Origin of the sequence: Blastococcus sp. MG754426 (assembly GCF_021699055.1) — a bacterium.
In the GTDB taxonomy this organism is placed as follows: Bacteria; Actinomycetota; Actinomycetes; order Mycobacteriales; family Geodermatophilaceae; genus Blastococcus.
In genome coordinates this window covers 59,016-85,472 of sequence record NZ_SSXC01000005.1, presented here as the reverse complement: position 1 = coordinate 85,472, position 26,457 = coordinate 59,016, and the positions used below count along the sequence as shown (strand labels likewise).

At 71.6% G+C, this 26,457-nt stretch carries 22 protein-coding genes and 1 pseudogene; 11 read left to right on the top strand and 12 right to left on the bottom strand.

Going from position 1 to position 26,457, the window contains the following annotated elements:
• Positions 1–280: 280 nt before the first annotated feature.
• Together E9549_RS04150 and E9549_RS04145 are read right to left on the bottom strand one after the other, a co-directional pair.
• The gene (locus E9549_RS04150; protein WP_236825320.1) at positions 281–1,456 is read right to left on the bottom strand and encodes an NDMA-dependent alcohol dehydrogenase; all 1,176 of its coding nucleotides are present in this window, start codon (positions 1,454–1,456) and stop codon (positions 281–283) included.
• A gap of 293 nt (positions 1,457–1,749) precedes the next feature.
• Complete coding sequence (locus E9549_RS04145) at positions 1,750–2,082, bottom strand: hypothetical protein (RefSeq protein ID WP_236825319.1); 333 nt, start codon at positions 2,080–2,082, stop codon at positions 1,750–1,752.
• Between the two features lie 349 nt (positions 2,083–2,431).
• Here E9549_RS04145 and E9549_RS04140 point away from each other — a divergent pair, with 349 nt between their 5' ends.
• The 6 genes from E9549_RS04140 to E9549_RS04115 all read left to right on the top strand — a co-directional run bounded on the left by E9549_RS04140 (position 2,432) and on the right by E9549_RS04115 (position 7,947).
• The gene (locus E9549_RS04140) at positions 2,432–3,643 is read left to right on the top strand and encodes an alpha-hydroxy acid oxidase (protein WP_236825318.1); all 1,212 of its coding nucleotides are present in this window, start codon (positions 2,432–2,434) and stop codon (positions 3,641–3,643) included.
• Positions 3,644–3,681: 38 nt separating this feature from the next.
• On the top strand, positions 3,682–4,683 hold the full coding sequence (locus E9549_RS04135; RefSeq protein ID WP_236825317.1) for an acetamidase/formamidase family protein: 1,002 nt from the start codon (positions 3,682–3,684) through the stop codon (positions 4,681–4,683).
• A gap of 19 nt (positions 4,684–4,702) precedes the next feature.
• A complete protein-coding gene (locus E9549_RS04130; RefSeq protein ID WP_236825316.1) occupies positions 4,703–5,464 on the top strand; it encodes an SDR family NAD(P)-dependent oxidoreductase in 762 nt (253 codons plus the stop codon).
• A gap of 806 nt (positions 5,465–6,270) precedes the next feature.
• Entirely contained in the window at positions 6,271–6,477 is a 207-nt protein-coding gene (locus E9549_RS04125; RefSeq protein WP_236825315.1) for a DUF2191 domain-containing protein, read from the top strand.
• Positions 6,474–6,890 carry a PIN domain-containing protein gene (locus tag E9549_RS04120; RefSeq protein ID WP_236825314.1) on the top strand — a complete coding sequence of 139 codons (417 nt, stop codon included), beginning with the start codon at positions 6,474–6,476 and terminating at the stop codon, positions 6,888–6,890. The genes E9549_RS04125 and E9549_RS04120 overlap by 4 nt, the downstream gene beginning before the upstream one ends.
• Positions 6,891–7,104: 214 nt before the next feature.
• Complete coding sequence (locus E9549_RS04115; protein ID WP_236825313.1) at positions 7,105–7,947, top strand: HNH endonuclease; 843 nt, start codon at positions 7,105–7,107, stop codon at positions 7,945–7,947.
• Between the two features lie 43 nt (positions 7,948–7,990).
• On the opposite strand, the gene E9549_RS04110 is transcribed toward E9549_RS04115, so the two are convergent.
• The 3 genes from E9549_RS04110 to E9549_RS04100 all read right to left on the bottom strand — a co-directional run bounded on the left by E9549_RS04110 (position 7,991) and on the right by E9549_RS04100 (position 11,411).
• A complete protein-coding gene (locus tag E9549_RS04110; RefSeq protein ID WP_236825312.1) occupies positions 7,991–8,599 on the bottom strand; it encodes a hypothetical protein in 609 nt (202 codons plus the stop codon).
• 39 nt (positions 8,600–8,638) lie between these two features.
• Positions 8,639–9,391: a hypothetical protein gene (locus tag E9549_RS04105; protein ID WP_236825311.1), complete on the bottom strand. Its 753-nt coding sequence runs from the start codon at positions 9,389–9,391 to the stop codon at positions 8,639–8,641.
• 232 nt (positions 9,392–9,623) lie between these two features.
• Entirely contained in the window at positions 9,624–11,411 is a 1,788-nt protein-coding gene (locus tag E9549_RS04100; RefSeq protein ID WP_236825310.1) for an SIR2 family protein, read from the bottom strand.
• A 711-nt stretch (positions 11,412–12,122) separates the two neighbouring features.
• Here E9549_RS04100 and E9549_RS04095 point away from each other — a divergent pair.
• Positions 12,123–12,488 (top strand): hypothetical protein, encoded by a 366-nt coding sequence (locus E9549_RS04095; RefSeq protein WP_236825309.1) that lies wholly within the window; start codon positions 12,123–12,125, stop codon positions 12,486–12,488.
• On the top strand, positions 12,485–12,751 hold the full coding sequence (locus E9549_RS04090) for a DUF2442 domain-containing protein (protein ID WP_236825308.1): 267 nt from the start codon (positions 12,485–12,487) through the stop codon (positions 12,749–12,751). The genes E9549_RS04095 and E9549_RS04090 overlap by 4 nt, the downstream gene beginning before the upstream one ends.
• A gap of 413 nt (positions 12,752–13,164) precedes the next feature.
• On the opposite strand, the gene E9549_RS04085 is transcribed toward E9549_RS04090, so the two are convergent.
• Positions 13,165–13,344 carry a hypothetical protein gene (locus tag E9549_RS04085; protein WP_236825307.1) on the bottom strand — a complete coding sequence of 60 codons (180 nt, stop codon included), beginning with the start codon at positions 13,342–13,344 and terminating at the stop codon, positions 13,165–13,167.
• Positions 13,345–13,634: 290 nt separating this feature from the next.
• On the opposite strand from E9549_RS04085, the gene E9549_RS04080 reads away from it, so the two are divergent.
• The 3 genes and pseudogenes from E9549_RS04080 to E9549_RS24435 all read left to right on the top strand — a co-directional run bounded on the left by E9549_RS04080 (position 13,635) and on the right by E9549_RS24435 (position 17,169).
• The gene (locus tag E9549_RS04080; RefSeq protein ID WP_236825306.1) at positions 13,635–14,870 is read left to right on the top strand and encodes a hypothetical protein; all 1,236 of its coding nucleotides are present in this window, start codon (positions 13,635–13,637) and stop codon (positions 14,868–14,870) included.
• A 101-nt stretch (positions 14,871–14,971) separates the two neighbouring features.
• Entirely contained in the window at positions 14,972–16,384 is a 1,413-nt protein-coding gene (locus E9549_RS23980) for a DUF4041 domain-containing protein (protein WP_236825305.1), read from the top strand.
• A 162-nt stretch (positions 16,385–16,546) separates the two neighbouring features.
• A pseudogene (locus E9549_RS24435) lies at positions 16,547–17,169 on the top strand (hypothetical protein).
• Between the two features lie 40 nt (positions 17,170–17,209).
• Here the strand turns inward: E9549_RS24435 and E9549_RS04065 are convergent.
• The 6 genes from E9549_RS04065 to E9549_RS04040 all read right to left on the bottom strand — a co-directional run bounded on the left by E9549_RS04065 (position 17,210) and on the right by E9549_RS04040 (position 26,451).
• Complete coding sequence (locus E9549_RS04065) at positions 17,210–19,567, bottom strand: hypothetical protein (protein ID WP_236825303.1); 2,358 nt, start codon at positions 19,565–19,567, stop codon at positions 17,210–17,212.
• 832 nt (positions 19,568–20,399) lie between these two features.
• On the bottom strand, positions 20,400–21,728 hold the full coding sequence (locus tag E9549_RS04060; protein WP_236825302.1) for a hypothetical protein: 1,329 nt from the start codon (positions 21,726–21,728) through the stop codon (positions 20,400–20,402).
• Positions 21,729–21,791: 63 nt separating this feature from the next.
• A complete protein-coding gene (locus E9549_RS04055; RefSeq protein ID WP_236825301.1) occupies positions 21,792–22,421 on the bottom strand; it encodes a hypothetical protein in 630 nt (209 codons plus the stop codon).
• 667 nt (positions 22,422–23,088) lie between these two features.
• Positions 23,089–23,334, bottom strand: a complete 246-nt coding sequence (locus E9549_RS04050) for an excisionase family DNA-binding protein (protein ID WP_236825300.1) — start codon at positions 23,332–23,334, stop codon at positions 23,089–23,091.
• 248 nt (positions 23,335–23,582) lie between these two features.
• Positions 23,583–25,592, bottom strand: a complete 2,010-nt coding sequence (locus tag E9549_RS04045; RefSeq protein ID WP_236825299.1) for a 3'-5' exonuclease — start codon at positions 25,590–25,592, stop codon at positions 23,583–23,585.
• A gap of 148 nt (positions 25,593–25,740) precedes the next feature.
• Positions 25,741–26,451, bottom strand: a complete 711-nt coding sequence (locus tag E9549_RS04040) for a spermidine synthase (RefSeq protein ID WP_236825298.1) — start codon at positions 26,449–26,451, stop codon at positions 25,741–25,743.
• Positions 26,452–26,457: the final 6 nt, after the last annotated feature.

The window sequence follows — 26,457 nt, the reverse complement described above, 5'->3', positions numbered from 1 at the left end:
TGGTCTTCGGCCCAGTCGTCACCCACGAACAACATCCGCGCCCCCTCTGGCCTCGGCTCCGCGTTCGGCAGCGCGGAGGGAGACAGCCAGCGGACTCATGGTCAAGTGCTCACCGGCGAACTCCGGGACACCTCATTCCAGCAGCGATCAGGCCCCGTCACGACCGGTGGGCGCACGATCTGAGCACGGGAATCCACCGGTTCCCGTCGTCGAGAGTGCTGACCCACCGGCCGCTACCGGCGCCGAGCCTGCCAGACACCAGCGGGCTCGATAGGCCCCCTTAGTCGTCAAAGACGACGACGCCTCGGATGTTCTTGCCTGCGTGCATGTCTTCGTAGCCCTGCGCCACCTGGTCGAGCGTGTACCGGTGCGTGATCAGCTCGTCGAGCTTCAGCTGGCCCCGCATGTAGAGGTCGACGAGCCACGGGATGTCCGCAGTGGGGTTCGAGCCGCCGAACAACGACCCCTGCAGGCGCTTCTGGAAGATGGTCAGCTCACCGATGGACAGCGACAGGTCGGTCCGAGTGATGTCGCCGACCCCGGTCACGACCACCGTGCCTGCCTTGCGGATGGAGGCGAACGCCTGCGAGACGTGCTCGGGGGTGGTCACCCCGACGGTGACGATCGTGGCGTCGGCTCCCTGACCGTTGGTGAACGTGCTGGCCAGTTCGGCCGCATCCTCGATGTTCTCGGCCACATGGGTGGCGCCGAACTCCACCGCCTTCTCGCGCTTGAACGCCACCGGGTCGACCGCGATGACCTGACCCGCGCCGGAGTGCGCGGCGCCCTGGACGGCGTTGATGCCGATCCCGCCGATCCCCATCACGATCACGGTGTCCCCGGGGTAGATGTCGGCGAGGTTCACTGCGGACCCCCACCCCGTGCCGACTCCGCATCCGAGCAGGCAGAGGCTCTCCAGCGGCGCGTCGACCGGCACCTTGACGGCGTTGTCCGCGTCGACGGTCGTGAACTGGCTGAAGGTCGAGATACCGAACATCTGCCCGACCGGCTGCCCGTCCAGGCGCATCCGGAAGCTCGCCGGGTCGTCCAGCCGTGAGCCGTTCAACAGCCCGGCACCACGGTCACAGAGGTTCTGCATGCCCCGCGCGCACCAGCGGCACTTCCCGCAGGACGGCAGGAAGGAGAAGACGACGTGATCACCCTCGGACCAGCCACGGACGCCCTCGCCGACCTGGACGACGACGCCGGCACCCTCGTGACCGCCGCAGACCGGGTAGATCCCGTACTCCATGTCGCCGGTGGCGATGTGATCGTCGGTGTGGCACAACCCCGAGGCCACCATCTTCACGGTGAGCTCGCCCGGACCCGCCTCCTCCAGCTCGAGTTCCGCCGTCTCGTAGCGCCCCGGTACCTGTCGGATGATTGCGCCCTGCGTCTTCACTCCTGCGGCCTCCAGTTCGAATCGCCCGCTCGCGATCACGAACGGGTTCAGCATGGTCTAGAACAGATCGTGCGGAGTGGAGTGTGACACGTCGCGGTGTGATCTGGAACACCTGGAGAGGGCGGCGCGGCCCGACTGCTCGACGTGCTCGGTCTACACGTCACCTGGAGTTTTGCGGCACCGCCCCTGGGGAGCGCTGTGTGCTCGGGGTGGGGCGAGGACGCCGAGGACGAGGTAGCGGCGGCCTGCGGCCATTCGTCGTGCTGCTGTTGGTGACGTGGGTGACGACCGGAAGAATCCGTTCGGGGCTACTGCGTCGTTCGACTTCACCGGCTCGGTCGTCCTGCTCACCGGGGGCGGCAGTGGCATCGGTCGACCAGCACACCGCCGTCACGTTCGGCCGGCAGCTGCGCGTCGAGTACCGGGCACAGGGGCAGCGGGAGTCGGTCCTTGGCGTCCAGCTTGGTGAAGGTCAGCTCCGTGCGGGCCGGCGCCGGCTCGGCGGCGTGGGCGTGCAGCGGGCTGAAGTCGGCGGCGCCCGGCGGACGTTGGTTGCGCTCCCGAAGCAGGTCGGTGTTCAGCCAGAGCTCGTTGAGCTCCGCGGTGGACGGTGCGCTGCCGCCGAACGCCCAGCCGTCGGGCAGGGACGGGCCGACTGCCGGGGCGGCGACGGCGGGCACGGTGGCCGCATGAAGCGAGGAGCGGCGCGTGCGCGCGGACTGGCCGGCGGCGTCGGGCGTGTGGCGGGGCCGGTGGTGCGGGTCGTGGCATGGCCGCAGCTGTGCCGGGCGTTTCGCCAGCGGCGCTCGGATTCGGCCGATCTGCGGGATTCTCACCCGAAGGAGGGTGGGACGCGTCCCACTTCGTTGTGTCCGAGGGGCGACACGCTACATACGCACACACTTCGCTCAGGCGACCGCGAGCCGCCGTGCGGGGTAGGGCGCGGTGGCGCTCCCCGGAGCCGTGGCGATGTGGTCTCTCGGCGGCGCAGGATCGACCGGCTGCGGCGCCAGGTGGCAGGGTGTACGCGTGCCCCAGCGACGGGTTCCACGGTGGTCGGAGTTCTCCGAGCTGATCCGGCTGCGCCGATTGCCGGGCGACGCGCTCGATCGGCGGCTGGCCCGGGCGGCGACGGTCGGCGACCTCCGGAAGATCGGCCGCCAACGCGTGCCGCAGGCGGTGTTCGACTACACCGACGGAGCCGCGGGCGCGGAGATCTCGCTGCGCCGGTCCCGCGAGGCGTTCGAGCGGGTCGAGTTCCTGCCCAACGTGCTGCGCGACGTCAGCGTGGTCGACCCGACGACGACGCTGCTCGGCGCACCGTCGGCCCTGCCGCTGGCCTTTGCCCCCACCGGCTTCACCCGGCTCATGCACGCCGAGGGAGAGGGCGCGGTCGCCCGCGTCGCGGAGCGCAGCGGCATCCCGATGGCGCTGTCGACCATGGGCACGACGTCGGTGGAGGTGCTGGCCGAGACCGCACCCAGCGCCCGGAAGTGGTTCCAGCTCTACCTGTGGCGCGACCGCGACGCCAGCCGCGCCCTGGTCGAGCGGGCGAAGGCGGCCGGCTTCGAGGCGCTGGTGCTGACCGTCGACACCCCGGTTGCCGGGCCGCGGCTGCGCGACGTCCGCAACGGCTTCTCCATCCCGCCCGCGCTGACCCTGCGCACGTTCGCGAACGCCGCCGTCCACCCGCGCTGGTGGATCGACCTGCTCACGACCCCGCCCCTGGAGTTCGCCTCGTTGCAGACGTGGGGCGGCACGGTCGCCGAGCTGGTCGACCGGGTCTTCGAGCCGGCCGCCACGATCGCCGACATCGGTGAGCTGAAGGCGTCGTGGCCGGGTGCCCTGATCGTCAAGGGCGTCCAGAGCGTGGACGACGCCCGCGCCGTCGTGGACGCCGGCGCCGACGCCGTCGTCGTCAGCAACCACGGCGGTCGGCAGCTCGACCGGGCGCCGGTGCCGCTCGAGCTGCTGCCCGCCGTGGTGGAGGCCGTCGGGAACCGCGCGGAGGTGTACGTCGACGGCGGGATCCTCGACGGCGCCGACGTCGTCGCCGCGGTCGCGATGGGGGCGCGGGGCTGCCTCGTCGGTCGGGCGTTCCTCTACGGGCTCATGGCCGGCGGCGAGCGCGGCGTGCAGCGCGTCGCCGATATCCTGACCAAGGACATCACCCGCACCATGCAGCTGCTCGGCGCGACGACCGTCGCCGAGCTCGCGGGCAAGGCCCGGCTGCGGCCCTGAGTATTGCCGCGCGGACCTGCGTCTTCCTAGGGTGGCGTATGGACGTCGTCGAAATCGTGCCCACGTTCGAGCAGTACGCGTTCACCTTCGGCGGGGTCGCCCCGCTGCGCCGCATCCAGCCCGGGACGGCGCTGCGGCTGTGGTCCGACGACGCGTTCTGCGGCGCGCTGCGGTCGGTCAAGGACCTCTCCAGCGAGAAGGTCGACCTCCGCTACGTCAACCCGCAGACCGGTCCGTTCTACGTGGAGGGTGCCGAACCCGGCGACACCCTCGCGCTGCACCTCGTCGCCCTCGAGCCGGCGCGCGACTTCGGCGCCTCCGCGGCGATCCCGTTCTTCGGCGGCCTGACCAGCACCGACCGCACCGCCACCCTGCAGGACCCGCTTCCGGACACCACCTGGATCTACGAGCTGGACCGCGCGAGGAACACCGTCACCTTCGTGGCCCAGCACACCGAGCTGGCCGTGGAGCTGCCGGTCGAGCCGATGCTGGGCACGGTCGGCGTCGCGCCGCCCGGGGGAGAGGTGCGCAGCTCGCTGGTGCCCGAGCGGTTCGGCGGCAACATGGACACCCCGCAGATGCGCGCCGGAACGACGTGCTTCCTCGGCGTCAACGTCGAGGGCGCGCTGTTCTCGATCGGCGACGGCCACTACCGCCAGGGCGAGGGCGAGGCCTGCGGCACCGCCGTCGAGGGCGCCATGACGACGACGCTGATCGTCGAGCTGATCAAGGGGGGCGCACCAGCCTGGCCGCGCCTCGAGGACGACACCCACTGGATGACGGTCGGCTCGAGCCGGCCGCTGGAAGACGCCTGGCGGATCGGCCAGGCCGAGCTCGTGCACTGGTTCGGCGAGCTCTACGGCCTGCACCGGATGGACGCCTACCAGCTGCTCTCGCAGATCACCGAGGTGCCGATCGCCAACGTCGTCGACGCGAGCTACAGCGCCGTCGTCAAGGCCCGCAAGTCCCTGCTGCCGTCGGCCTCGGCCTACGGCGGCCTGCACGCCGAGCTCCGTTCCCGCGCTCAGCAGCTTCACTGACCAAGGAGGTACGAACCGGATGGATCTCCACCTCAACGGCTCCCGGGTGCTCGTCACGGGAGGCACCAAGGGCATCGGGCGAGCGATCGTCGAGGCGTTCGCCGACGAGGGCGCCGTCGTCGAGTTCTGCGCGCGGGACGCCGCCGAGATCGAGATGACCGAGACGGCGCTGGCCGGCCGCGGCTCCGGGGTCCGCGGGGTGCAGCTCGACGTCCGCAACGCGCCTGCGCTCATCGCGTGGGTGGACGCAGCCGCGGACCGGCTCGGCGGGATCGACGCCGTCGTCGCCAACGTCAGCGCGCTGGCCGTGCCCGACACCGAGGAGAACTGGTACACCTCCTTCGAGGTCGACCTGATGCACACGGTCCGGCTGGCCAAGGCGGCGCTGCCGCACCTGGAAGCCAGCGACAACGGGTCGATCGTCGCCATCTCCAGCGTCTCGGGCCGGGAAGCCGACTTCGCCGCCGGCCCGTACGGGACGATGAAGACGGCGCTGGTCGGCTACATCTCGGGACTGGCCTTCCAACTGGCCGGCCGCGGGGTGCGCGCCAACGTCGTCTCGCCCGGCAACACCTACTTCGAGAACGGCTTCTGGCAGAGCGCCGAGAACGACCTGCCCGACCTCTACGGCATGGCCCTCGGGCTCAACCCGACCGGCCGGATGGGCCGGCCGGACGAGATGGCGAAGGCCGCCGTCTTCCTGTCCAGCCCGGTCTCCAGCTTCACGACCGGGACCCATCTCGTCGTCGACGGCGCGCTGACCCGCGGCATCCAGCTGTAGCGCACCGGCGCGACGGCGAAGTTGGGCCGCGGGCCCTCGGCGGCGCCGGGCAGGAAGACGGTGAGCATCGCGCCGCCGCGCTCTGTGGGCACCCGCGCCGCAGCGCCGGCCTCGAGCGGCAGCATCAGGCGGCCCTTGCCGTCCAGGGCGCGCAGCACGGTGTTGCTGCGCGCGGCCGCCATCGCGGCGTCCAGCGTCCAGATGCCGGAGAGGTCCACGCCTCCGCCGGACCCGGCCGCGGCGGTGAGGGTGGGCGCGTCGGCGGGCACCCGCTCGCCGGCGTCGGCGAGAAGCGCCCCGATCCCGGCGAAGGAGGCGGGCAGCCCGGCCAGTGCCGGGGAGGTCGACGCGGATGCGGTCCGGGCCGGCGCGGCCGGCGTGGAGGCAGTCGGGGTGGGTCGTGGGGTGCGGCGGCCCGGCGGCGCGCGGCCGCAGGCTTCGGGGGAGCAGCGTTGGGCATTGCCCGGACCGTCCGTGCCGCCGCCGGCTCGGCAGTCGCTCCCAGCACGCGGCGCAGCGCTGCCTCGTCGGAGACGGCCGCAGATGCGGTGGGAGGGATGGTTGCCGAACCGGGGTCGGCGGGGACCGTGGCGGTCGTGGACGCAGAGCGTGGTTCTGCGTCGATGAGGTGGGTCGAATCCCACTTCGCTGTGTCCGAGGGGCGACACGCTACATACGCACACGCCTTCCGGCCTTGTCCTCGTAGCCATGGCGGGCGAGTCGAGAACCGGAGACCCCGATCCCTCCACGTTGGATGTATATGGTCTTCGCACAGATCGCATATACCGGCGAGGAAGGGGCCCACCGTGACGAAGCGCTTGATCGACCTCGATGACGAGTTGCTGGCTCGGGCGCAGCGCGAGTTGAACACGACGGGGGTGTCGGACACGGTCCGGGCTGCGCTGGCGCAGGCGGCGAGTGCAGCTGCGCGCGCCCGACAGGTGACATGGCTTCGCGAAGGCGGACTCGAGGCGATGGCGGAGCCGGCCGAGCGGGCTGACGTGTGGCGGTGATCGCCCGGTTCCTCATCGACACCAGCGCGGCGGCTCGGATGCGGCTGACCGAAGTCGCGGACCGGTTGGAGCCGCTCATCACCGGCGGCTTGGCCGCCACCTGCGCCACTCTCGATGCCGAGGCCTTCTACAGCGCTCGCAGCCCGGCGGAGTACGAGCAGGTGCGGGCTGACCGCCGAGAGGCATACGAGTACCTGCCTACCGACGACGGTCATTGGCAGGGCGCGTTCGACGCGCAGCGCGCCTTGGCTCTCACCGGGCGGCACCGAGCGGTAGGCATCGCTGATCTGCTGACCGCTGTGCTGGCGGCTGAGCACGGACTGACGGTCCTGCACTACGACAGCGACTTCGAGATTGCTGCCGAGGTACTCGACTTCGAGCACAGATGGGTCCTGCCACGCGGAACCGTGTAGAGCGATACCCGATCGGTGTGCATCAGCTGGTGTCCGAGGGGGGACTTGGGCACCGTGAAGTGGGAGCCGTCCCACCGGCTTCTCCCGCTGGGGGAGTGGAGCGCGGTGTGCGCGGCTTCGTGGTCACTGTCGGAACGTAGCGCGCCGGTCGGACAGTGACGATCGCCCGGCTCTGGTCACCATTCTCACGGCGTCCGCTGGCACACTGCCTTCCGTGTGGTCAGGCACAATCAGCGAGAGCGAAGGAGGGGACTCCGCGCGGCGGCGGCGGGGCAACATCCCGGTTCGGAAGCTCGCGGTGGTCGGCGACGACGGCGAGCTGCTCAAGGTGGTCCACGCGCCGCGGGAAGGATCGACCGACCACCGGTTCCACATCGTCCGCGAGATCGAGGCGCACTACTTCGACCGGTGCCCGATCTGCCTCGGCCCCGAGCCCACCAGCGCCGAACACCTCCCGCCCGCCGCCCTGGGTGGACGGCCGATGACCCGCATCTGCACCCCGTGCAACAACGACCTCGGACGGGTCGAAGCCGAGCTGACCGACTGGCGCGACGACGCCTTCCGGCACACGACGACTACCTCGGACGCGATCGTCGGTGCGCGCAAGCTGCCGCGGCTGCTCCACCGTCGGACTGCCGACGGCAAGTTCGCGCTCATCATCGACGGTCCGATGCACCCTGACGCCGAACCGATGCTCAAGGGGCCGGAGTTCTCGCTGCAGTTCACGCCGCCGAACCCTCGCCTCTACAAGCTGGCAGCCCTCAAGCACGCCTACCTCGCCGCCTGCCTGGACCTGCGAGCCATCCCGGAGACACCGCGCGCGGACGTCATCCGGCGAGATCTGCTCGCTGCCCGCGACGCCCCATCGCGGAAGGAGATCCCCGCCAGCGAGTACGCCCTGTCGATGCCGCTCATGCGCACGCACGAGCAGCCGCGGGGGCCGTCGGTGGAGCTGGGCTACATCCAGCGGTCGGGCGGACTTGCCGAGTGGTGGATCTCGCTGGCAGGGACGATCGCGGTCCCGTGGCCCCTGCCCGACTCGCCTCCCGCCGCCTGACGAGCGGGGCAGTGCTAACACGCGGGCCGCAGCGTCTGAGCGGTCAGCCGCTCAGGTGGCCGGCTTGGCGAAGGTCGGCGATCAACTGTTGCACGGCTCGCACCAGCAGGATTCGGTGACCGACCCAGACGGAAGCGCTGATCAGGCACTCGTCCTCGGAGATGTGCTTCAGCGCCCACTGCTTGTCCATGTCGTTGTGCCAGACGTGCGCGTCGAACCACAGCTCGGCGATCTCGACGTCAGTCAGCCGGGTCGGCTCGGGAGCCCCGGGGCCACCGACCATCACCACCCACCGTTCCGCCTTCAGCAGCTTGTTCACCTGGCGCTGGACATCACGGAGGTAGTCGCGAACCGGCTGCGGGGCGTCCAGCAGGAGCAGGCCCACGGCATTGAGCACCTTCCCGATCTGGACAGGATCCTTCTGAAGGAAGACCACGGGACGGAGCATCACGGCGGCCTGGATGAGCTCGGGTTCCGGCAGGTGGGTCCGCTCGATGCGGTGCTCGCGCTGGCCGACGCGGACCAAGATGTTCATGGTGGAACCGACGGTCGCGAGATCCTCGCGCTGCGCCGCGGCGGTGCGCATGATCGCCGCGGCTCGGTCGGCGAACGCGGCGAGGGTGCGCCGCGCGCCGTCCGGATCCCCCGCCACGACCTCACCGTAGAGGTGACTGCCGACGCGCTCCGCCGACTACTCCCAAGGGCGGACGAGCTCCCGGACGATCTGGCTGTTCACGTCGAAGACGCCGTCGTCGACGAGCTCCTCCCCGTTCCACCAGAGGCGGGGCACGGCGTCGCAGCTGGTGGCGAACTGCATCGACGCGGTCGTGGTGCTCGTGATCGAGCCGTTGGGCGTCGTCGTGACCGATTCCTCGGCGATGGTGATGGAGGGCGGTGTCCAGCCGCGGCGGCCGACGATGACGCCGGTGAGCAAGCCGGTCAACTTCAGCGCCGGGACTCGGCCGTCCTCGAGGGGAGTGTCCCCCCAGCACAGGCGCCACTCGCGCTCGGCGAGCCAGTCCGCTTCGCCCGGCTGATACCTAACCCGGAGGTCCCGGAAGAGGGCCGGGAGGTGGTTCGTGACCTGGAGTGACTGTTCCGACATGTGCCAGACCGGCCGGAACCCGCGCTCGATCAGCGCGTCTCGGTCGAGCAGCAGCGCCCACGGCTCGTAGGGCCCACGGGTGGTCACGCCGGTGCTGAGCATCACCTTGATGGCATTCTCGGTGGACTCGGAGACGCAGACCACCGGCCCAGTGGTTCCCCACGTTGACGCGGCCCGCAAGAGTCCCTGCTGGAGGATCTGCAGCAGTCGGCCCTCGGCCCCGTCCGCGGCGAACGGTGGCGGCCTGTCGCCGGCGCCTCGGGGCCGTCCGGTGAAGTGGACGAAGCTGGTTGGCAGGTCCGGGTGCACCCCGGCACCGAACAGCGACGACTGCGACATGACCTCGATCATGCATCCCGGACAACCGGCACGTCAGGCGTCTGTGTCGCCCGCCCGCGGGTCGGGGCCGCGCACCCGCGGCGACGGATAGGTCATCGGTCGCGCCAGCGGGATCGCGGCACGTGCCCCGGGCGGGCGTCTCGCTCAGCGTTGCACCGCCGCCGACCGTCCACGGCGTCATCGAAAGCGGCGATTAGTCGACCCGTCGGGCGTGTCGGGCCATCGCGGCGCGTCACCAGCGCTGGAGCTTGGCCAGCACCTCCCGCAGCCCGTCGAGCACCTGCTGGTGGCCCTCACGTCCGCCGACGACTCCCCACCATGGCCAGTTGTCGTCGGCTCGGTCGAGGGTCGCAAGGAAGTCATGTTCCGAGCCGGGCTTGCCGTCGGTCCAGGTCCACTCGCCGATGTACTCGCCCGGAGCGGCCTTGTAGGCCCCAGGCACGTGCTGGGTGGTCTGAACGACGAGCGCAGCGCGGTACTCGTAGGAGTCGAAGGTGCGGGTGTAGTCGTCGTCGTAGGGGATCCAGTCACGCAGTGGCTCGCGGAGGTCTCCACGGATGAGGTGGCTCATCGGGTAGAGCCAGCGCTGCCCGTTCCACCGCGGGAAGAGGTTGACGAGGTCGGTGTTGAACAGCTTCATGTCGTGGAGGGCGTGAACGGCGGGGATGCGTGTGTTGCTCGAGTACTTGTCTCGGTACGCCGGCTCGGTGAAGAGGCGCAGCAGCACGTCGTCATGGCCGACGTGCAGGGCTACGAGGCCCATGGCCCGCAGCGCGAGCAGTGCGGGGTAGTGGCGGATCCGGTCGAGGTGGTCGTTAAAGGGACCCGCCGGTGCGGTCCGGGCCTGGATCAGCCGTTGCAGGACGGCGAGCCACAGGTCGGTGTGGTCGCCCTGCCGGTCGTGCGCGACGCCGGTAGTCAGTAGTCGGAGCAGCGGCTCGGTGTTGGTGCGGTGCTCTTCGAGGAGTTCGTCCATCCGCGTGGGACCGAACCCCTGCACCTGGAGCGGCTGTACGGCGACACGCTCGACGACATGCTCGACCTGGCTCATGACCAGGTCGTGTAGGTCGATCCGCCGCACCGGGTCGGGCAGGTACCGCTTCAGGCGTGCGACGGCCATTGCTGTAGTCAGCGTCGGCTCGGTGAGCTGCTCGAGCGCCTCCACGCTGGCGACCAGCCGACCGAACAGGTCGTCGGCGGAATCGGCGGTGATGACCTGCCCGCGGTGCTGGGCCAGCAGCCTCTGGGCCGCCTCGCCCTTGCTGCTCCGTGCATCCCAGTACAGCGGGTAGCGCCGCGACGGCACCGCCTCGAGCGCGCGTACGAGGGCCACGTCCCAGTCCGCCGACCACCCGCTGATCACGAGCCCGTACTCGTCGGTGACACGGGCGAGGAGCGCGTTCCACTCCGGCGGGTAGTCGCTGAGTTCCTCGACGGTGTTGCGCGACTGCAGGTCGGCGTAGTCCCCGTGCAGTTTCACCACTGTCGCGCGGGCGTGCGGCAGCGGTGTTATGCCAGCGACGGCGTCGGATCGGGAGACCACCTGGGGCGGCACTCCGGCGTCCTCGAGTGCCCGCTCGATCAACCGATCGAAGTTTGTCGTCAGGACCACCCGGATGAGTCCGCGTTTGACCAGCTCGGCAATCGCCCGGTGGGCCGGGCCAGGAACCTTCAGCCCCTGCTCGGCGTCGTCGTCGGTGGGCTCGAAGAAGCCGGCGAGCAGGTCGCGCCGGGCGGCCTGCGTCGGCGCTAGGGCGGCGAGCAGGTTGGAGTACCCCAGCTCCTGCCCGTCGCCATGCTCCGCCCACCAGGCCTCGGGGTCCGCAGCGGCGCGACCCGGGGCCTCCGGGTCGCCCGGTGCGGCGGCCGCGGCCGCTCGGCGGACCAGCTCGGTGACTACACCCCAGCCGGTAGGGATGCCGGCGCCGGTGGAGACGCCTGAGCCGAGCAGCAGCGCGTAGACCCCCGGTTGACCGTGCATGCCGGTCGAGAGCATGACCAGGGGGTCGAGTGCCGTCATCGGTTGTCGCCGAGCGGGCCACGGGTGGCAGGCGGGCAGAGCGCGACCCGGCGCTCGAGGGCGGCCGCATCCCTCCGCCCTTGGTGCTGGCTCAGGCGCCGGGCTGTCACGCCGCGGATGCTGCCATGGCTCACCGACCATCGTGCCGAGTGCCGTTGGGCGGGAGTGTCGTTCGGCTGCCCAGATAACGACCTCAAGGGGGTCGTTATCTGGGCAGCCGGCACTTCCACCGGCATTCAGGGGCGGCTACTGCGCATCGCTCGGTGGCTCGGACAGATTTCGTCGTGGCCTGCGGCAGTCGCCCAGTCCGGTTCGTCTGAGGAGGTCCCGTGGAAACCAATGCTTTTCGGTGGATTTGCCCGTCTTGTGGGCTCAAGAGGGGGGTGACAGGGGTGTTCGTGTGCGAGCCGTGCCTGGATACGGCGGCTGATCGGGCACGGGTCGCCTTGATCGCTGGCGGACACCTCGATGGCGATGAGGGGGCGGCCGAGCCTGCGATGGACAGGTGGTTGTTGGCGGATGCCGGGCTTCCCGTTCAGCCGGCAGTGCCGCTGTCGGCGGTGGGGGCCGAAGGCGACGAGACAGTGGCGATCCACCGGGCCCGACTCATCTGGCTGCTCGCCGAGGAGATCGCGGACTGGCGCGCGCAGTGGGACGAGATCTACGACATCTTGGACAGTCGCGGGCTTCTGAATGAGGACGTGTCCCGCCATGACGGAGGAGTACCGCCGGACGTACCGCAGCGGGCTGAGCCGCTTCGACCAGAAGCGCGACCCCGTCGACCACCAGATCGACCCGGCGCTGCCGGCCGAGTTCGCCCCGGTACACGCGGTGCAGGTGACCCGGGCGGACCGCGGGCTGTCTCGCCCGCAGTTCCTCACCTCCCCGCTGGTCTACAAGACGGCGCTCTGCGGCGCCGCGGTCAAGGTCGAGTTGCCGATGGAGTTCGACACCGGCGACGAGGACAGCTGCCCTCGGTGCGTCGGCCCCGCGCTCCGCAACGAGCGCACGCCTGCCTGCGGCTGGGACGAGGTCCCGCCCTCGGTCCTCGACGACCAACCAGTAGACGAACCGTGAGCGGCGAGCGGTTCGTCGACGTCACTGGCGTCCGCGTGCTGCACGGCTACGTGCTCGAGCTGACATGGGCCGACGGGCTGGTCACAACGATCGACGCCGAGCCGTACCTGTGGGGACCGGTGTTCGAGCCGCTGCGGGATCCGACGGTGTTCGCCACGGTGGCCGTCGACTCCGAGGCGGGCACCGTGGTCTGGCCGAACGGCGGGGACATCTCACCGGCGGAGCTACGGCTGAAGTCGCGCCCGGAGGAAGACCCCCGATGACGCAGGACGACCGGCTGACCCGCGACCAGGTCCGCTCGCTCCTGCGCGCCGGTCAACGTCTTGGCGGACGGCGCCCCGGCGGCCTCGACAGTCACCACGCCACTGTGGGAACAGGGAGCCTGCCCCGATGAGCACCGTGACCCGGCTGCACCGCGCCGCCGGCCCGATGACGCTGGCCGAGGCGTCCCGCCGGTTCCTGCGCCGGGACGCCTTCGAGCCGACCACCCGCAACGCCTACGGCCGCACCCTGGCCGCGCTGGCCAACGTCGTCGGCGCCGACACCGACGTCGCCGCGGTGACCACCGAGCAGCTGGAGGACGAGCTGCTCGAGCGCTGGGCCGACGCGGCGGCGACCACCTACAACCGGCACCGGGCGGCGCTGCTGAGCTTCTCGGCTGGTGCCTCGAGCGCAGCTACACCGCCGCCAACCCGGCCGGGACGAACCCGGGGGCCGCGACCAGCGCCCGCACCACATCCGGTCGCCCGGCGACCGCCGCGGTCAGGGGCCCGTAGTCGTGGCGCAGCGGCCAGCCCGCGGCGAGGTCGGCGAGCACCCAGCCCAACGCCTCCGCATGCCCGCCGGCACGGTTCACCTCATCCGCGACGACGGCGGCAACGAAGGGCCCACGCCCGGCCGCAGCACCTCCCCGCCACGCCTCCGGCACGGACTTCTCTTACCGCACGAGTCGACACGACCCGCGGCGGGGGCGGCGCGCTTCACCCGCCACACCCGCCGCTGCGGTGCCGCGGCCACCCCATTTCGTCGGCGCCGTGTGCTTTCGTGTACGGACAGTTCCGCTCGGTGCCGGGATCGGCCCCGGTCGGCGGCCGTCGTGGCCAAGCCGTGCGAAGCGGACCGCAACGGGGATCGTCGGGAGTACTCATGGCACGCAGGCGCGGCTTCTTCGCCGAAATGGCACATCAGGCTGCTGTGGCGGAGAAGAACAGGCAGCGCGCTCAGGCCGCCGCGGTGCGCGACCAGGCCCGCCGGCAGCGCGAGGCGGAGCGGCTTCGGCAGCAGCTCGCGCGAGCCGAGAAGCTGGTCGAGAAGGAGCAGAAGCAGCTCTACATCGCCGCCATGGAGGCCGAGGTTGAACGGCTCAACGGCGAACTCGCGCTGCAGCTGGCCGACATCGACAACGTTCTGTCCGCCACCCTCGAGGTCGACGACTACGTCGACCTCGAGAAGCTCCGCAAGGTCGCCGAGCACCCGCCGTTCCAGTCCCAACACAGCACCCCGATCCCGCCGCCGGCGCCGATCCAGGTCCCGCCGGAGCCGGTGTACGTCGAGCCCGAGCCGCCCCGCGGCGTCGGCGCCGTCTTCGGCGGCAAGAAGAAGCACGCCGAGGCGGTTGCCGCCGCGCAGGCGGCACACGCCCAGGCGTACCAGCAGTGGCAGCAGGCGGCGGCCGCGGTCCCGATGCAGCAGCTCGCCCAGCTGTCGGAGCACAAGCAGGCGGAGGACGCCCGCCAGGCGAACCTGGCCGCCGACCAGGCCCGGTACGACGACGAGTGCGCGCAGCGTCAGCGTGAGGTCGACGAGTCCAACGCCTCCCTCGACGAGCTGATCCGCGACCTCGCGCAGGGCACGCCGGAGGCGGTCGAGGAGTACCTGGGCATCGTGTTCGGCAACTCCGTCTACCCGGCCGAGTGGCCGTGGCCGCCGGCCTACATCTACGACGCCGGCACCAAGGAGCTGTCGATCGAGCTGGAGTTCCCCGCGCCGGCCGACCTGCCCACCGAGCGGCAGTACAAGTACGTCCGCGCCAGCGACGAGATCACCTCCAGCACGCAGACACAGAAGGAGCAGAAGGAGCGGTACGCCGGCCTGGTCAACAACATGACGTTGCGGACCCTGCACGAGGTCTGGGAGGCCGACCGGGGCGACAAGGTCGGCAGCATCTCGCTGGTCGGCTCGGTCGCTCACGTCGACCCGGCCACCGGCAAGGACACGACCACCCCGCTGATCGCCGTCGCCGTCGACCGTTCAACGTTCGCCGAGATCGACCTGCGCCGCGTCGCGCCGGCCGAGACGCTGCGGCACCTCGGCGCGGTCGTCTCGAAGAACCCGCACGCGCTCACCCCGATCAAGCTCACCGCCGGCGTGCGCGCCCACTGACCGGCCCGCACGACAAGGCGACGCAGATGCACGGCTTCCGCTTCAACAGCCCACCAGGCTGGCCGCCCCCGCCGCCCGGCTGGGTTCCGCCGGAGGGCTGGGTGCCCGACCCCACATGGCCGCCGGCCCCTCCCGGATGGGAGTTCTGGGTGCCCGACGAGGCGCCGGTGCCGCCGCAGCCGACCGCGCCGACACCGCCCCCGGTCGCTGAGGCGCCCACGCCGTCCGCGCCGCCGTCCCCGGCACCGGCACCCACACCCGCGCCGGAACCGCCACGGCCCTCACGGCACGCGGCCCCCGACGAGCCCGACGACACCGTCCTCGTCGGCGCATCCGCGGCCCCGCCACCCCCCGCAGCGACCGCCCGCGTCCGGGAGCTCGAGGCCGAGGTCGACGCGCTGCGCCGCCAGCTTGCCGAGGCCGAGCGCCGGGCCACGGAGCAGCGCCCCACTGGCGACGACGACTTCGTCGAGCTCGACGACGCCCGGCTCCTGCAGCAGGTGGGCATCTACCACTACCACCACCCGCTGGAGAACGCCGAGCTGTACCGCGAACGGCTGGCCGAACTGCGCGAGCAGATCAAGGAGATGGTCAAGGCGGGCAAGGCCATCGAGGCCTCCGACCGGTTCTCCTTCAACAACTCCCTCGCCGCCGGCCGCCGCATGACCGCCGACTTCTCCAAGCTCATGCTGCGCGCGTACAACGCCGAGGCCGACAACTGCGTCCGCGCGCTCCGGGCCGGCGCCCTGGCCGCCGCGACGAAGCGGCTGGAGACCGCGGCGGGCACCATCGCCCGGCTGGGCCAGATGATGGAGATGCGGGTCTCCCCGGAGTACCACGCGCTGCGGATCACCGAGCTGGAGTTGACCGCCGACTACCTGTTCAAGCAGCAGGAGGAGCGCGAGGCCGCCCGTGAGGAACGCGAGCGGCTCCGCGAGGAGCGCAAGGCCGAGCAGGAACTGGCCGCCCAGCGGGAGAAGCTGGACAAGGAGCGCGCCCACTACCTGAACACCCTCGCCGCCCTCCGCGCGCAGGGCGCCGTGGACGACGTCGCCGACATCGAGAACCGGCTGGCCGCCATCGACGCCGCCATCGAGGAGAACGACTACCGCGCGGCCAACATCCGCGCCGGCTACGTCTACGTCGTCAGCAACATCGGCGCGTTCGGCAAGTCGGTGGTGAAGATCGGCATGACCCGGCGCCTGGAGCCGATGGACCGCATCCGCGAACTCGGCGACGCGTCGGTGCCGTTCCCGTTCGACGTACACGCCCTCTACTTCTCCGACGACGCGGTGACGCTGGAGAACGAGCTGCACGCCGCGTTCGCCGCCCGCCGGCTCAACCACGCCAACCCGCGCCGGGAGTTCTTCTTCGCCACTCCCGAGGAGGTCCGGGACGTCCTGGCCGAGAAGGTCGGCAACCTGCTGGAGTACGCCGCGACGCCGGAGGCCGAGCAGTTCCACCAGAGCCTGTCGAGCTGGCCCGCCGGCGTGCGCGGCGAACCCGCCGCATAGCGCCACCGGTCATGGCGAGGACAGCGGAAGACCCGGCGGCCGCTCCGCCCTCACAGGCACCGGCGCACCCCCTGCCGTTCCCCGGCGCCCCACCGGACCGCTCCACGTGGGTCCTGGGGCAGGCGACCGCGTTCAACCCGGAGCATTGGCGCGAGCACCTCGGTGACGACGCGTTCCTGCCTCCGGAGTTCGCGTCTCTCCGGATCGACGACCGGGGGATACCGGCTCATCACCCGGCAGGACGTGCACCAGATCGGCAAGCGGACGACCGAGCCGCTCGGCGCGCTGCACACGTACGTGGCCGCCGCCGCGTGGGGCAGCGGTAAGCGGCCGGCCCGCCCGCGGAAGATCTTCACCGGCGACCGAGAGCGGGCGTGGACCGTAGCCGGGAAGCTGAAGGCGGCGGCCGACGAACTGGCCTCGGCCGGCGCCGTGGCGGCCTACCGGGCGCTGGACGTCGGCGGCCCGGCGTACACCCCCGGCCTGCGCGCGGCGTACGGGACGAAGTTCCTGTACTCGCCGGCTGGGCCCGCACACCGGCCGGGAAGCGGCGTCCGCTGATCCTCGACAGCAACGTCGCGATCGCGCTGAACCGACTGCTGGACCTGAGCTGGGGGAAGTTCGGGTGGACCAGCGACCAGTACGCCCGGTATCTCGACCTGGCGCACGACTGGGCCACGCAGTGGGACCGCTGCCCCCCGGACGTCGTCGAACGGGTGCTGTTCAGCATCGGGCAGAGCAGGTCGCTGGCTGTCGCTTCGCTGGCCGGCCTGCCGGCCCGCTGATCCGCGGCGGGACCGGGGGACCGCGGGGGAACCCAGTCACTCAGCCAGGCGCAGCCGCTCCGGCGGCACGGTCGTCACGTACCGGCCCACCTTCCTGAGCGTGCTTGTGCATGTCCTCGATCCAGCCCGCCGTGATGTCGCGGAGCAGCCCTCGGGCGACGACGACGTCGTCGGGAACGAAGTGGGGTGGGGCGGTGGTGCCGATGCGGGAGGGATGCGCGGCACGCTTCTGTCGCAGCGCGGCCACGGTCTGGAACCACGGGAACAGCTGGAGGCGCTGCTGCTGGGTGACCAGGGCACCGGCCTCGGGGCGGTTCGCCGTGTTGGAGCGCAGGGCGTCGACCTGGGCTGTCTTGAGCGCGACTGGCTGCCCGGCGTCGTGCGCGGCGATGACGGCGAGGTCGACCATCTGGTCGGCGACGTTGATGGCCGCCTCGATGAAAGCCCCTGGGTCATGGCTGTTGGCTGAGCGTGCCCGCGCCATGTCGACCCACTTCGCGAACCGGTCCCGGTGCGTCGGGTCGGGGATCAGCACGTCCGGGTCGAGACCAGTGGTTGGCAGGTCGAGCAGCTCGGCGAGGTTGCGGAGGGCCTCGCCGGCGTCGCCCGAGGCGAGCCGGTGCAGCGCCGCCTGAAGCAGCTCGGCGACCTCGGCGTGGTCCTCGGCCGCCACGAGGTCGGCCAGCGTCCCGTGCTCGTCAGGGGAGCCGGCGGTCTCGGCGAGGACGCCGGCCGCCGCCAGCCGGATCTCCGTGGTTGGGGACGACGCCAGGAGCACGGCGGCCGCACGGGCGCTGGCCGCATCGAGATCGGCCGCGGTGCGCAGGTACGCGATCCGCTGTTCCGTGTCGAGCGCCAGGTTCTGTGCCAGCTGCGCGTGCCGCTCCGCAAGCTCCATGCGCAGGGCGCGGAGGTCGGGATCACGGTCTCCACGGCTGATGTCGGCGGCGAGGACCAGCTGCGCCCGACCGAGGTCTGCACCGTCGGCGTCCAGGTCCAGCCGGCGGATCCACCGGTAGGTGGCGCGCAGCACCTCGGGGTCGCGCTGCTTGGTGAGCAGTCGTCGGATGTGTCCGGTCGTGTCCTGGCCCAGGTGGTCGGCAAGCGCGTGCGCCTCCGCGTGCGCGAGGAGCGCTCGGAGGACCTCGGCGGTGGGGTGTCTCGCCTCCGGCTCGTCGAGCGCCGCCAGCGCCCGCGACAGGACGCCGAACACAGCCTCGGGCCAGGCGTTGGCTACCTCCAGGATTTGCAGGTACGTCTCACGGTCCGAAGTGGTCCAGTCGACGCCCGCCGGGGGCGTCTCCGTCTGCGGGTCCGATGGGCGCCGCCGCTCTTGCCGGCCGGTGTGGATGCCGAGCAGTGCGTTGGCGTCCTCAGCGCTGAGGTGTGCCCGCGCGGCGAGCAACACCGCCGCGGCATGGTCGGGGGTACGCGCCGCGTGAGCGGTGAGCACCGTCAACCCGCCCTCAGCGGCGAAGGCGGCGATGGTGTCGCCGTCCTCGAGCACCGCGTCCAGCAGGTCGCCGTGCAGCATGGTCATCGCTGGCGTGCCCGTGGCGGCCCGCACCAGTCCGGCGAAGTAGTGCGGGGCGAGGTGGGGGCTCAGCGCTCGGGCGGCACGCGCCGTGTCCGCGACGAGCTGACCGACGCGCGCTTCGTCGGCCGTGCGGGGATCGACCGCGAGCATCCCGGCGGCGACGGCGCCGAGCTGCCGCGCGGCACGGTCCGAGTCCACGTCAACGGCGCGCTCCACGAGGTCAGCCGTTCCGCTGGCAGCGACGAGTTCGTCAGCGATGGCGTCGGCGTCGTGGCCCGCGAGCGCGCTCGCCCACAGCCCGTCCAGCGCCTGGCGGCGGCGCTCCTCGCCGCGGAGGTGGGCGCTCTGCAGGCCGCGGGCGAGCCGCACCCGAAAGCCGGCGCACGCCGCGGCCGGGTAGCGGTCGTGGGCCCACGCCGAGAAGGCGGCGACATCGTCCTGCGGCAACTCGCTCGCGGCGCGCTGAAGGAGTTCCTCGGCCACGGCCGGCTCAGTGAGTCCCGTCAGCACCTCGCGCAGCCGCTCGGCGCCGAGGCTGGTCACCAGTCCGGCCTCGAGCAGCGTCTGGCGGCCGGTCCCATGCCGGAAGGGTTCGGCGAGGAACTCCGTCGCGACCTCCGCCGGGATCCGGCGCAGCAGCCTCGCGACCGGCTCCCAGTCCGTGCGTTCGGCACCCCGTCCCCGCATGTCGGCGATGGCCTCGACGATCCTGCGGGCCTCCTCGGCCTCGATTGGGTCGCTGAGCCGGGCGAGGACTCCGCCTCGCTTCGAGTAGTTCTGCTGGTTCGCGAGGTCGAAGACCGCCGCACGGTCCTCCGGGCGCCGTGACGCGCCGAGGATGTCGAGGGCGGCCTCGACCACCGCCGCCGTGCGCTCCGCCGGATCTCGCACCACCTCGCGCGCGAGGGACACCACCCACGGCACGCTCGGGTCGAGGCGGCGCAGGATCTCCGCTCGGCTGCCGGCGGCAGCCGAGCGGTACTGGCGCTCGTGCTGCGTCAGCTTCTCGAGGACGTGCGCGGTGACCGCCTCGGTGAGGGTGTCCGGCACGGCCACCCTGCGGGCCAGCTGGTTCGCAGTGCTGAACCGGTCCGCGCTCTGGCGCACCAGGGCCCACCACCAGGTGAAGGCCGTCGCATCGTCGCACCGTCCCGCGAGCAGCTGCAGTGCACGGTCGCCCTCCCGGCGGGACGCCACGGCGGCCAAGGCGGTGTACTCGCCGGCGGCAGCAAGGCTGTCCTCGCGGAGCCGGCCGACTTCCCCCGGCTGGATCGGGGTGCTCATACGCGATCCTCCCCGTCAGCCGATGCCACAGCCGCCTCCACCTCGAGGTTGCGGAGGCGGCACTCCCCAGCGATCTCATCGGGTGGCTCGCCGTTGGGGCCGAGGCGCTGGGCTGTCACGCCGCGGATGTTGCCACGGGCTACCGACGCTGGCCGATGCGAGTGTCGTTCAGCGGATGGCCAGTGTCGTTCGGGGGACGGGCGGTCCCGATGGTGTCGTTCCCCGGACAGCCGACACTCCGGCCGGATTTCACGCGCCAAGGTGGGGCGGCGTCGAATCGACCTGCTGATCGCGCTCAACGGCGGCCCGCCCGACACGTGGTGCCGGGGGCTATCGCGTGCCGCAGACCCGCCGAGGACAACCGCAGGCCCACCGGGGGGGTCCCCGGTGGGCCTGCGACGGAGGTGCACTACTGCTCGTCGTGCAGCGGGCGCTCGAAGAGCTGCTGCTTGAGCTTGGCCAGTTCGTCGAGGCGCTCCTTGAGGTAGTGGTCGGTGGAACTGCCCCCGTCGTGCGCCAAGTGCAGCTTGGCGGCCTGCTGGTCGGCGGCCTTGAACACCATGCGTCCGCTGGTGTGGCGGATGTCGTGGCAGCGGAGCTCGACGCGCTCCGTCCACGGCAGGTGACGACGGACCCGGGCGAACAGGCTTTCGATGCGCTTGCGCGAGATGGGCCGAACCGTGCGCGAGACGAAGTAGCCGTGCTGGTCGAAGGTGTCGACGGGCCGGCCGTAAAACACGGGGGAGGACCCCGTCAGTGCGGGGATGCCGTGCCGGCGGTCCTCCTCGGAGGCATCCGGCGGCGCGGCGACCCGGGGTCCGCGGGTGAGGGCGTGGATGACGAGGTCGGCCATGTGCGTGCCGGTGGTGGGCCGGTACCGCCAGGTCTTCTTCTTCTTGTCCCAGTAGCGGATGCGGCAGCCCTCGACGTCGAGGCCGCCGCAGGTGGTGTCCAGCAGCGCCCCGCGGCGGACGGCCTGGATGAGCAGGTGCCGCAGGATGAGCCCGTCGAGGGCAGGGTCCTGGCCGGTGCTGACGGCGGTGCCGTAGACCTCGATGAACTCCTGGTCGGTCAGCGAGCGCGCGCCCGCCTCCTGCCGCGGCGGCAGCTTGACCTTCTGGGCCGGGTTGGTGGCGGCCTTGTCCTCGTCGACCAGCCACGTGAACATCCACCGGGTCGCCTGGATGAACTGCTCGCGCGCCCCGCGACCGTCGCTGTGCAGGAGGTTGCGGCCGGCCGCCTCGCGCTTGACGTTGCGGGCGACGGTGCGCTTCAGTCCGCGGCGCTGGGCCCACCAGGCGGCCTCGGCGATGACGCCGCGGGTCATCTCCTTCACCGCCAAGTCGGCCACGCCCAGGTAGCGCTCGGCGCAGTCGGTGTGCAGCTCGCCTTCGGGCATCGTGCACCCCCCGGCGTGCCCGTCGGCACCGCCGGGGCAGGGGCAGGGGCCGGTGGCGCAGGCCGGGCAGGGGCAGGGGCACACGTCGGGCAGCCCGTCGACGAGCAGCCGAAGGTAGGGCGCCCAGGTCTTCTCGCTGTCGGGCAGGTCCTGGCGCAGGGCGGTGGTCGCCTCGGCGACCGCCTTCCGCACTCGATAGAGCTGGACCTGGGCCGGGAGCATCGTCTCGACGACGGACGCGTCGAAGCCCTGCGCGAGCAGGGTGGCGCGCATGGCTTCACGGGTGGCCTCGTGCACGGCGTCGTCCGAGCGCGTCGCGGGGGTGGGGATGGTGGTCATGCGGAGTTCTCCGGTCGTGGCGGCGGCACCGGTCGTGCCGCGGACGTGAAGGGACGGTGCGGGTCAGCGGACGATGCGCAGTCGCCCGCCGGCGTCGCCGGCAGCAGCCGGGACCGAGGCGGCCGGCGCGACGCCCTCAGCACCGACCGGCTCGTCCCCGTGGGAGGCGGACGCGGTGGCCGCGGGGCGACGAAGCCCGTCGAGCAGGTCGCCGATGCCGGCCGACAGCCGGCTGGCGGCGGTCACGGTGATGACGCCGCGGTCGGTATCGAGGACGGCCAGGACGTCGGCGCCGTCGGGGATGCCGGCCTCGCGCCGGACCGCGGCGGTCAAGGTCAGCCGGCCGCGGGCATCCAGCGGAAGGGCGGCGACGACGAAGCCCGGCCGCGGGCGCTCGGCGCTACCGGGCAGGAACACGGTGAGCACCGCCCCGTCGCGCTCGGCTGGCGCGGGAGCCGCCGCGGCCAGCGTGAGCGGCAGCATGAGTCGGCCCTTAGCGTCGAGCGTGCGGATGAGCGTGTTGCTGCGGGGCGCGGCCGGGTCGGCGGGTCGCACCCTCATCCCGGAGAGGTCCACCGCGGGGCCGGTGCCGGCATCGCCGCTGGTACCGGTGGCCAGCCGCAGCGCGTCGGCCGGCGCCCGCTCGCCAACAGCGGCCAGGAGCGGGCCGACCCCGGCCCACGAGGCGGGCACCCCGGGTAGCGCGGAAGCGGCCGCGGGTGTGGCTACGGCGGTGACGGGCGACGTGGCACGCGCGGCCGGAATCGGAGTCGGCGCCGCCGCAGTGCGGACGCGCGCCATCCGCGGGAGCGGGGGAGCTGCGTTGGGCATGCGCAGACCGGTGCTGAGGTCCCGACGATCGGCAGTCGCCAGCACGGCGCGCAGGGCAGCGGCGTCAGATTCACCCATTCCGGGTGTCGCCCCGGGGGAGATGGTGGCCGCATCGGTCCGAGAGGGGACCGTGCGTTCTGGCCGGGGAGAGCCCCGCTCTGGGCTTGGAAGGTGGGAGAACTCCCACTCCATGGTGTCCGAGGGGGTGTCCGAGGGGGGACTTGAACTCCTGTCCGCGGCTAAGCATCTGGATGCCTTGAGGTGCCTTGACCTGCGCCTTTGCAGACCATCAGAGACGCCGACTGGCCTCCAATCACCCCCAGATACCCCCGAATGCGCCGGCGGCAGTATCACGCGGAGTATCACGAGCCGACTCTGGACGAGAGGGGCACTTGGGCGGGGGCACTCGGTTCAGGGCCTCCGGGCCGCCCAGGGGTCACGCGACCACGACGAGACCTGACTGACGTGCTCGCCGTTGCCGCCGACGCTCACCGGACTCGGCCGATCAGTCCCTTTGCGAGTCGCGCGGCTACCGGTCGTCCCGGTCGCCGGAGCCGGCGTCGTGAGCTTCGGTCAGGGTGTCGTCGGCCCTGACACTCAGGGCAGCAAGCAGCGGTAGCCGGGGAATCAACACCCGTCGGCCGAGACGGAGGGCCGGCAACTCGCCGTTATCGATGGCGCGGGTAACCGTGCGCACGTCGACACCGAAGACTGAGGCGGCCTGGGCGACCGTCACGACGGCGGCGCGGCTGATTCGCAGCTCGTCGAGATCCACGCGAACTCCTGAGGTCTAGCGGCGAACTCGCCAGTAGGCGGCACGCTGTCTCCGCCGACGATGGGGGATAGGTCTCCAGGGCTCCTCCAGTCTGGCTGTGATCGACGGCCGACCCCCGGGCACGGCGGGGAAGGTCAACCTCCAGTGATCCTTCAGTCCTCATCCGAAGTGCGGGGGAAAGGTGGAAGTAGAGGACGACGAAACGCCCCGCTCTCGCCGGCCGGCGGTTGCATCGCCCGGTCCAGCTCCTAGCCCATTTCCGGTGGGAGCGGTTGGGTCGTGACGATGGTGAGCCCGGACACGGCGCGAGTGAGCGCGACGTAGAGACGCCGCAGCCCGGTTCGGATGTCCGGTTCTGCGTCCGCAGGAGTGGTCGACGTGAAGAGCGCCGGTTCCACGACGACCACGTGGTCGAACTCGAGGCCCTTGGCGAGGCCGCCGGGGACGAGTTCGACGCGCTCGTCGACCGGTAGCGCGCGGCGGAGCTCGTCGAGAAGCGCGTCGGGGGCGATCACGCCGACCATTCCCTCGGCGACGAGCGCCTTCTCGACGGCGTCGGCGGTCCCGGCGATGACGTCGTGGACGGTCATCACTTCGACCGAGCCGTCCGTGCGCAGGGAGCGCGCCGGCGCGACCGGAACGCCGAGGTGGGGGAGTACGCGGTTGGCCAGGTCGATGATGACGCCCGGGACGCGGTAGCCGATGGTGAGTTCGGTGTACTCGGCGTCGGGCCTTCCCAGGTGGCCCATCTGCGTCGGCCAGTCCGCCGCGGCCCACGGTGTCGTCCCCTGGGCGAGGTCGCCGAGCACGGTCAGCGAGCCGTTCGCGCTGTGGCGCGAGATCGCCCGGCACTGCATCGGGGAGAGGTCTTGGGCCTCGTCGACGACGATGTGCGCGACGGACTGCGTCGGCTCCAGTGGCCGGAGTACGGCCTGCACCTCGTCGAGCAGGACCATGTCGGCCGCCGTCGGCTTCAGCGGTCCGGATCCACGGGAGATCAGGTTCGACTCCTCGTCGGTCAGCAGTCCGGCGCACACCGACGCGCGGAAGTCGGCGTCGGCGTACAGCCGCCGCAGCACCTGCTTGGCGGTGAGCCGCGGCCAGAGCGCATCGAGTGCCTGCTTGAAGCTGGGTCGGCGCTTCAGCTCCGTCTGCCACCGGTCCTCGACGGCGCGCAGCCAGCGCTGCTCGTACTGGCGGGTGAGTGCGTCGACGAGCGCGTGCTCGACGGACACACGCCCGCCCTCCCAGCTGTGTGAGCGGTGGCGTGCGGCCCGGACGACGTCGAGCACCTGATCGGCGGGCAGGGTGAACCTGCTGCCGCCGTGTTCGACCGTTACCGCGTCGCGGGGGCGCTGTAAGTGGCGCCAGACGGCACGCTTGCAGACCTCCGCCATCCGCGCGTCGTGCTTGAGGATCGCCACGCGGTCGGGCTCGGAGGCGCGGGCGTCGACCGCGCCGATCAGCTGGTCGACCGTCGTCTGCCGCACCGACGCCTCACCGAGGGTAGGCAGGACACCGGCGATGTACCGGAGGAAGCTGTCGTTGGGGCCCACGACGAGCATGCCGTGGCCGGCGAAGCGACGTGGATACGTGTAGAGCAGCCAGGCGGCGCGGTGCAGGCCGACCGCGGTCTTGCCGGTGCCCGGCGCCCCTTGCACGCACAGGGTCGTGTCGGCGTCGCGACGGATGAGCTCGTCCTGCTCGGGCTGGATGGTGGCGACGATGTCGCGCATCGGCCCGGTGCGCGGCCGTTCGACCTCGGCCGTCAGGAGGTCGGAGGTGGGCTCCTGACCCGAACGGAGGTCCTCGTCCTCGAGGCTGGTCAGCGTGCTGCCAGCGAAGCCGAAGCGGCGCCGTTTCGCGACCTCGATGCGGTCGTGCACCGACGCCTGGTAGTAGCGCCGGGCGATCTCCGCCCGCCAGTCGACGACCAGTGGCACGGACCCGTAGTCCTCGTCGCGGACGTGGTGCCGCCCCAAGTGGTAGTCCTCGCCGGAGTCGAGCCACATCCGACCGAAGAACTGCGGCAGGCCGCGATCGGCCAGGTTCTCGAGCCGGTGGACGCGGTAGTCGGCCATCGCCCGGCCGAGGTTGTGGTCGGGGCCGCCGTCGTGTGCGAAGCGGTTCTGCTTGCCCTCGAGGAAGTCGGCGTGGAAGTCGTCGACCAGGTCGACCGCGCTGCGCCGCATCGCCGCGATCGCGGCGCGGATCCGGTCGTGGTAGGTCGACTCGGCGCGCAGTTCGGCCTCGGACACGCAGGAACTCCCGACGATCGACATCAACTGACGACGGCAACGCGGCGCTCGCACCGCCCGGCGTTGAACCCTCGCACCCAATCTACCCTCACGTAAGGGTCAGTAACTCGTACGGCTTGCTGAGCCATCGGCTGCTCCGTGCCGAGCGTCAGGAGGCCGCCGTCGCGAGGTAGACCGTGTTGGTCGCCGTGCGGTCCTGGAGGGGGTTGGGGAAGGTGATGACCTCTGCGGCGACGTCCACGAAGACCTGCCGGAGAACGGCCAGGTAGTCGTCGTCGGGCGGATCGTTGGACCAGAGCGCGAAGACGCCGCCCGGCCGGATGTGTTCGGCCAGGCGCCGGCTCCCGTCCACGTCGTAGAAGTCGGCGTCGCCCTCGGCCAGCCGGTGCCGAGGCGAATGGTCGATGTCGACGAGCACCGCGTCGAACACCCGGTCCGGTGCCTCCGGGTCGAATCCGGCGCCGTCGGTCATCGCGAAGAAGTCGCCGTGCACCAACCGGCAGCGGTCGTCACCGGTGAGCTCCGGGCCGACCGGGACCAGACCGCGCTCATGCCAGCGGATCACCGGCTCGAGCGCGTCTACGACCAGCAGGTCGCGCACGCGCTCGTCGGCCAGCACAGCCTGGGCGGTGAAGCCGAGCCCCAGTCCACCGACGACGACGTCGAGGTCCGCGCCGGGCAGGCGGGCGAGGGCCAGCCGGGCCAGCTCGATCTCGGCCACGGTGAACACCGAGGACATCAGGAACTCGTCGCCGAGCTTGACCTCGAAGATGTCCGCGTCGCCGCCGGTGCGGCGGCGCAGACTCACCTCGCCGATCGGGGTGGAACTCCAGTCGAGCTCTTCGAACCACAGGCCCACTGGTGC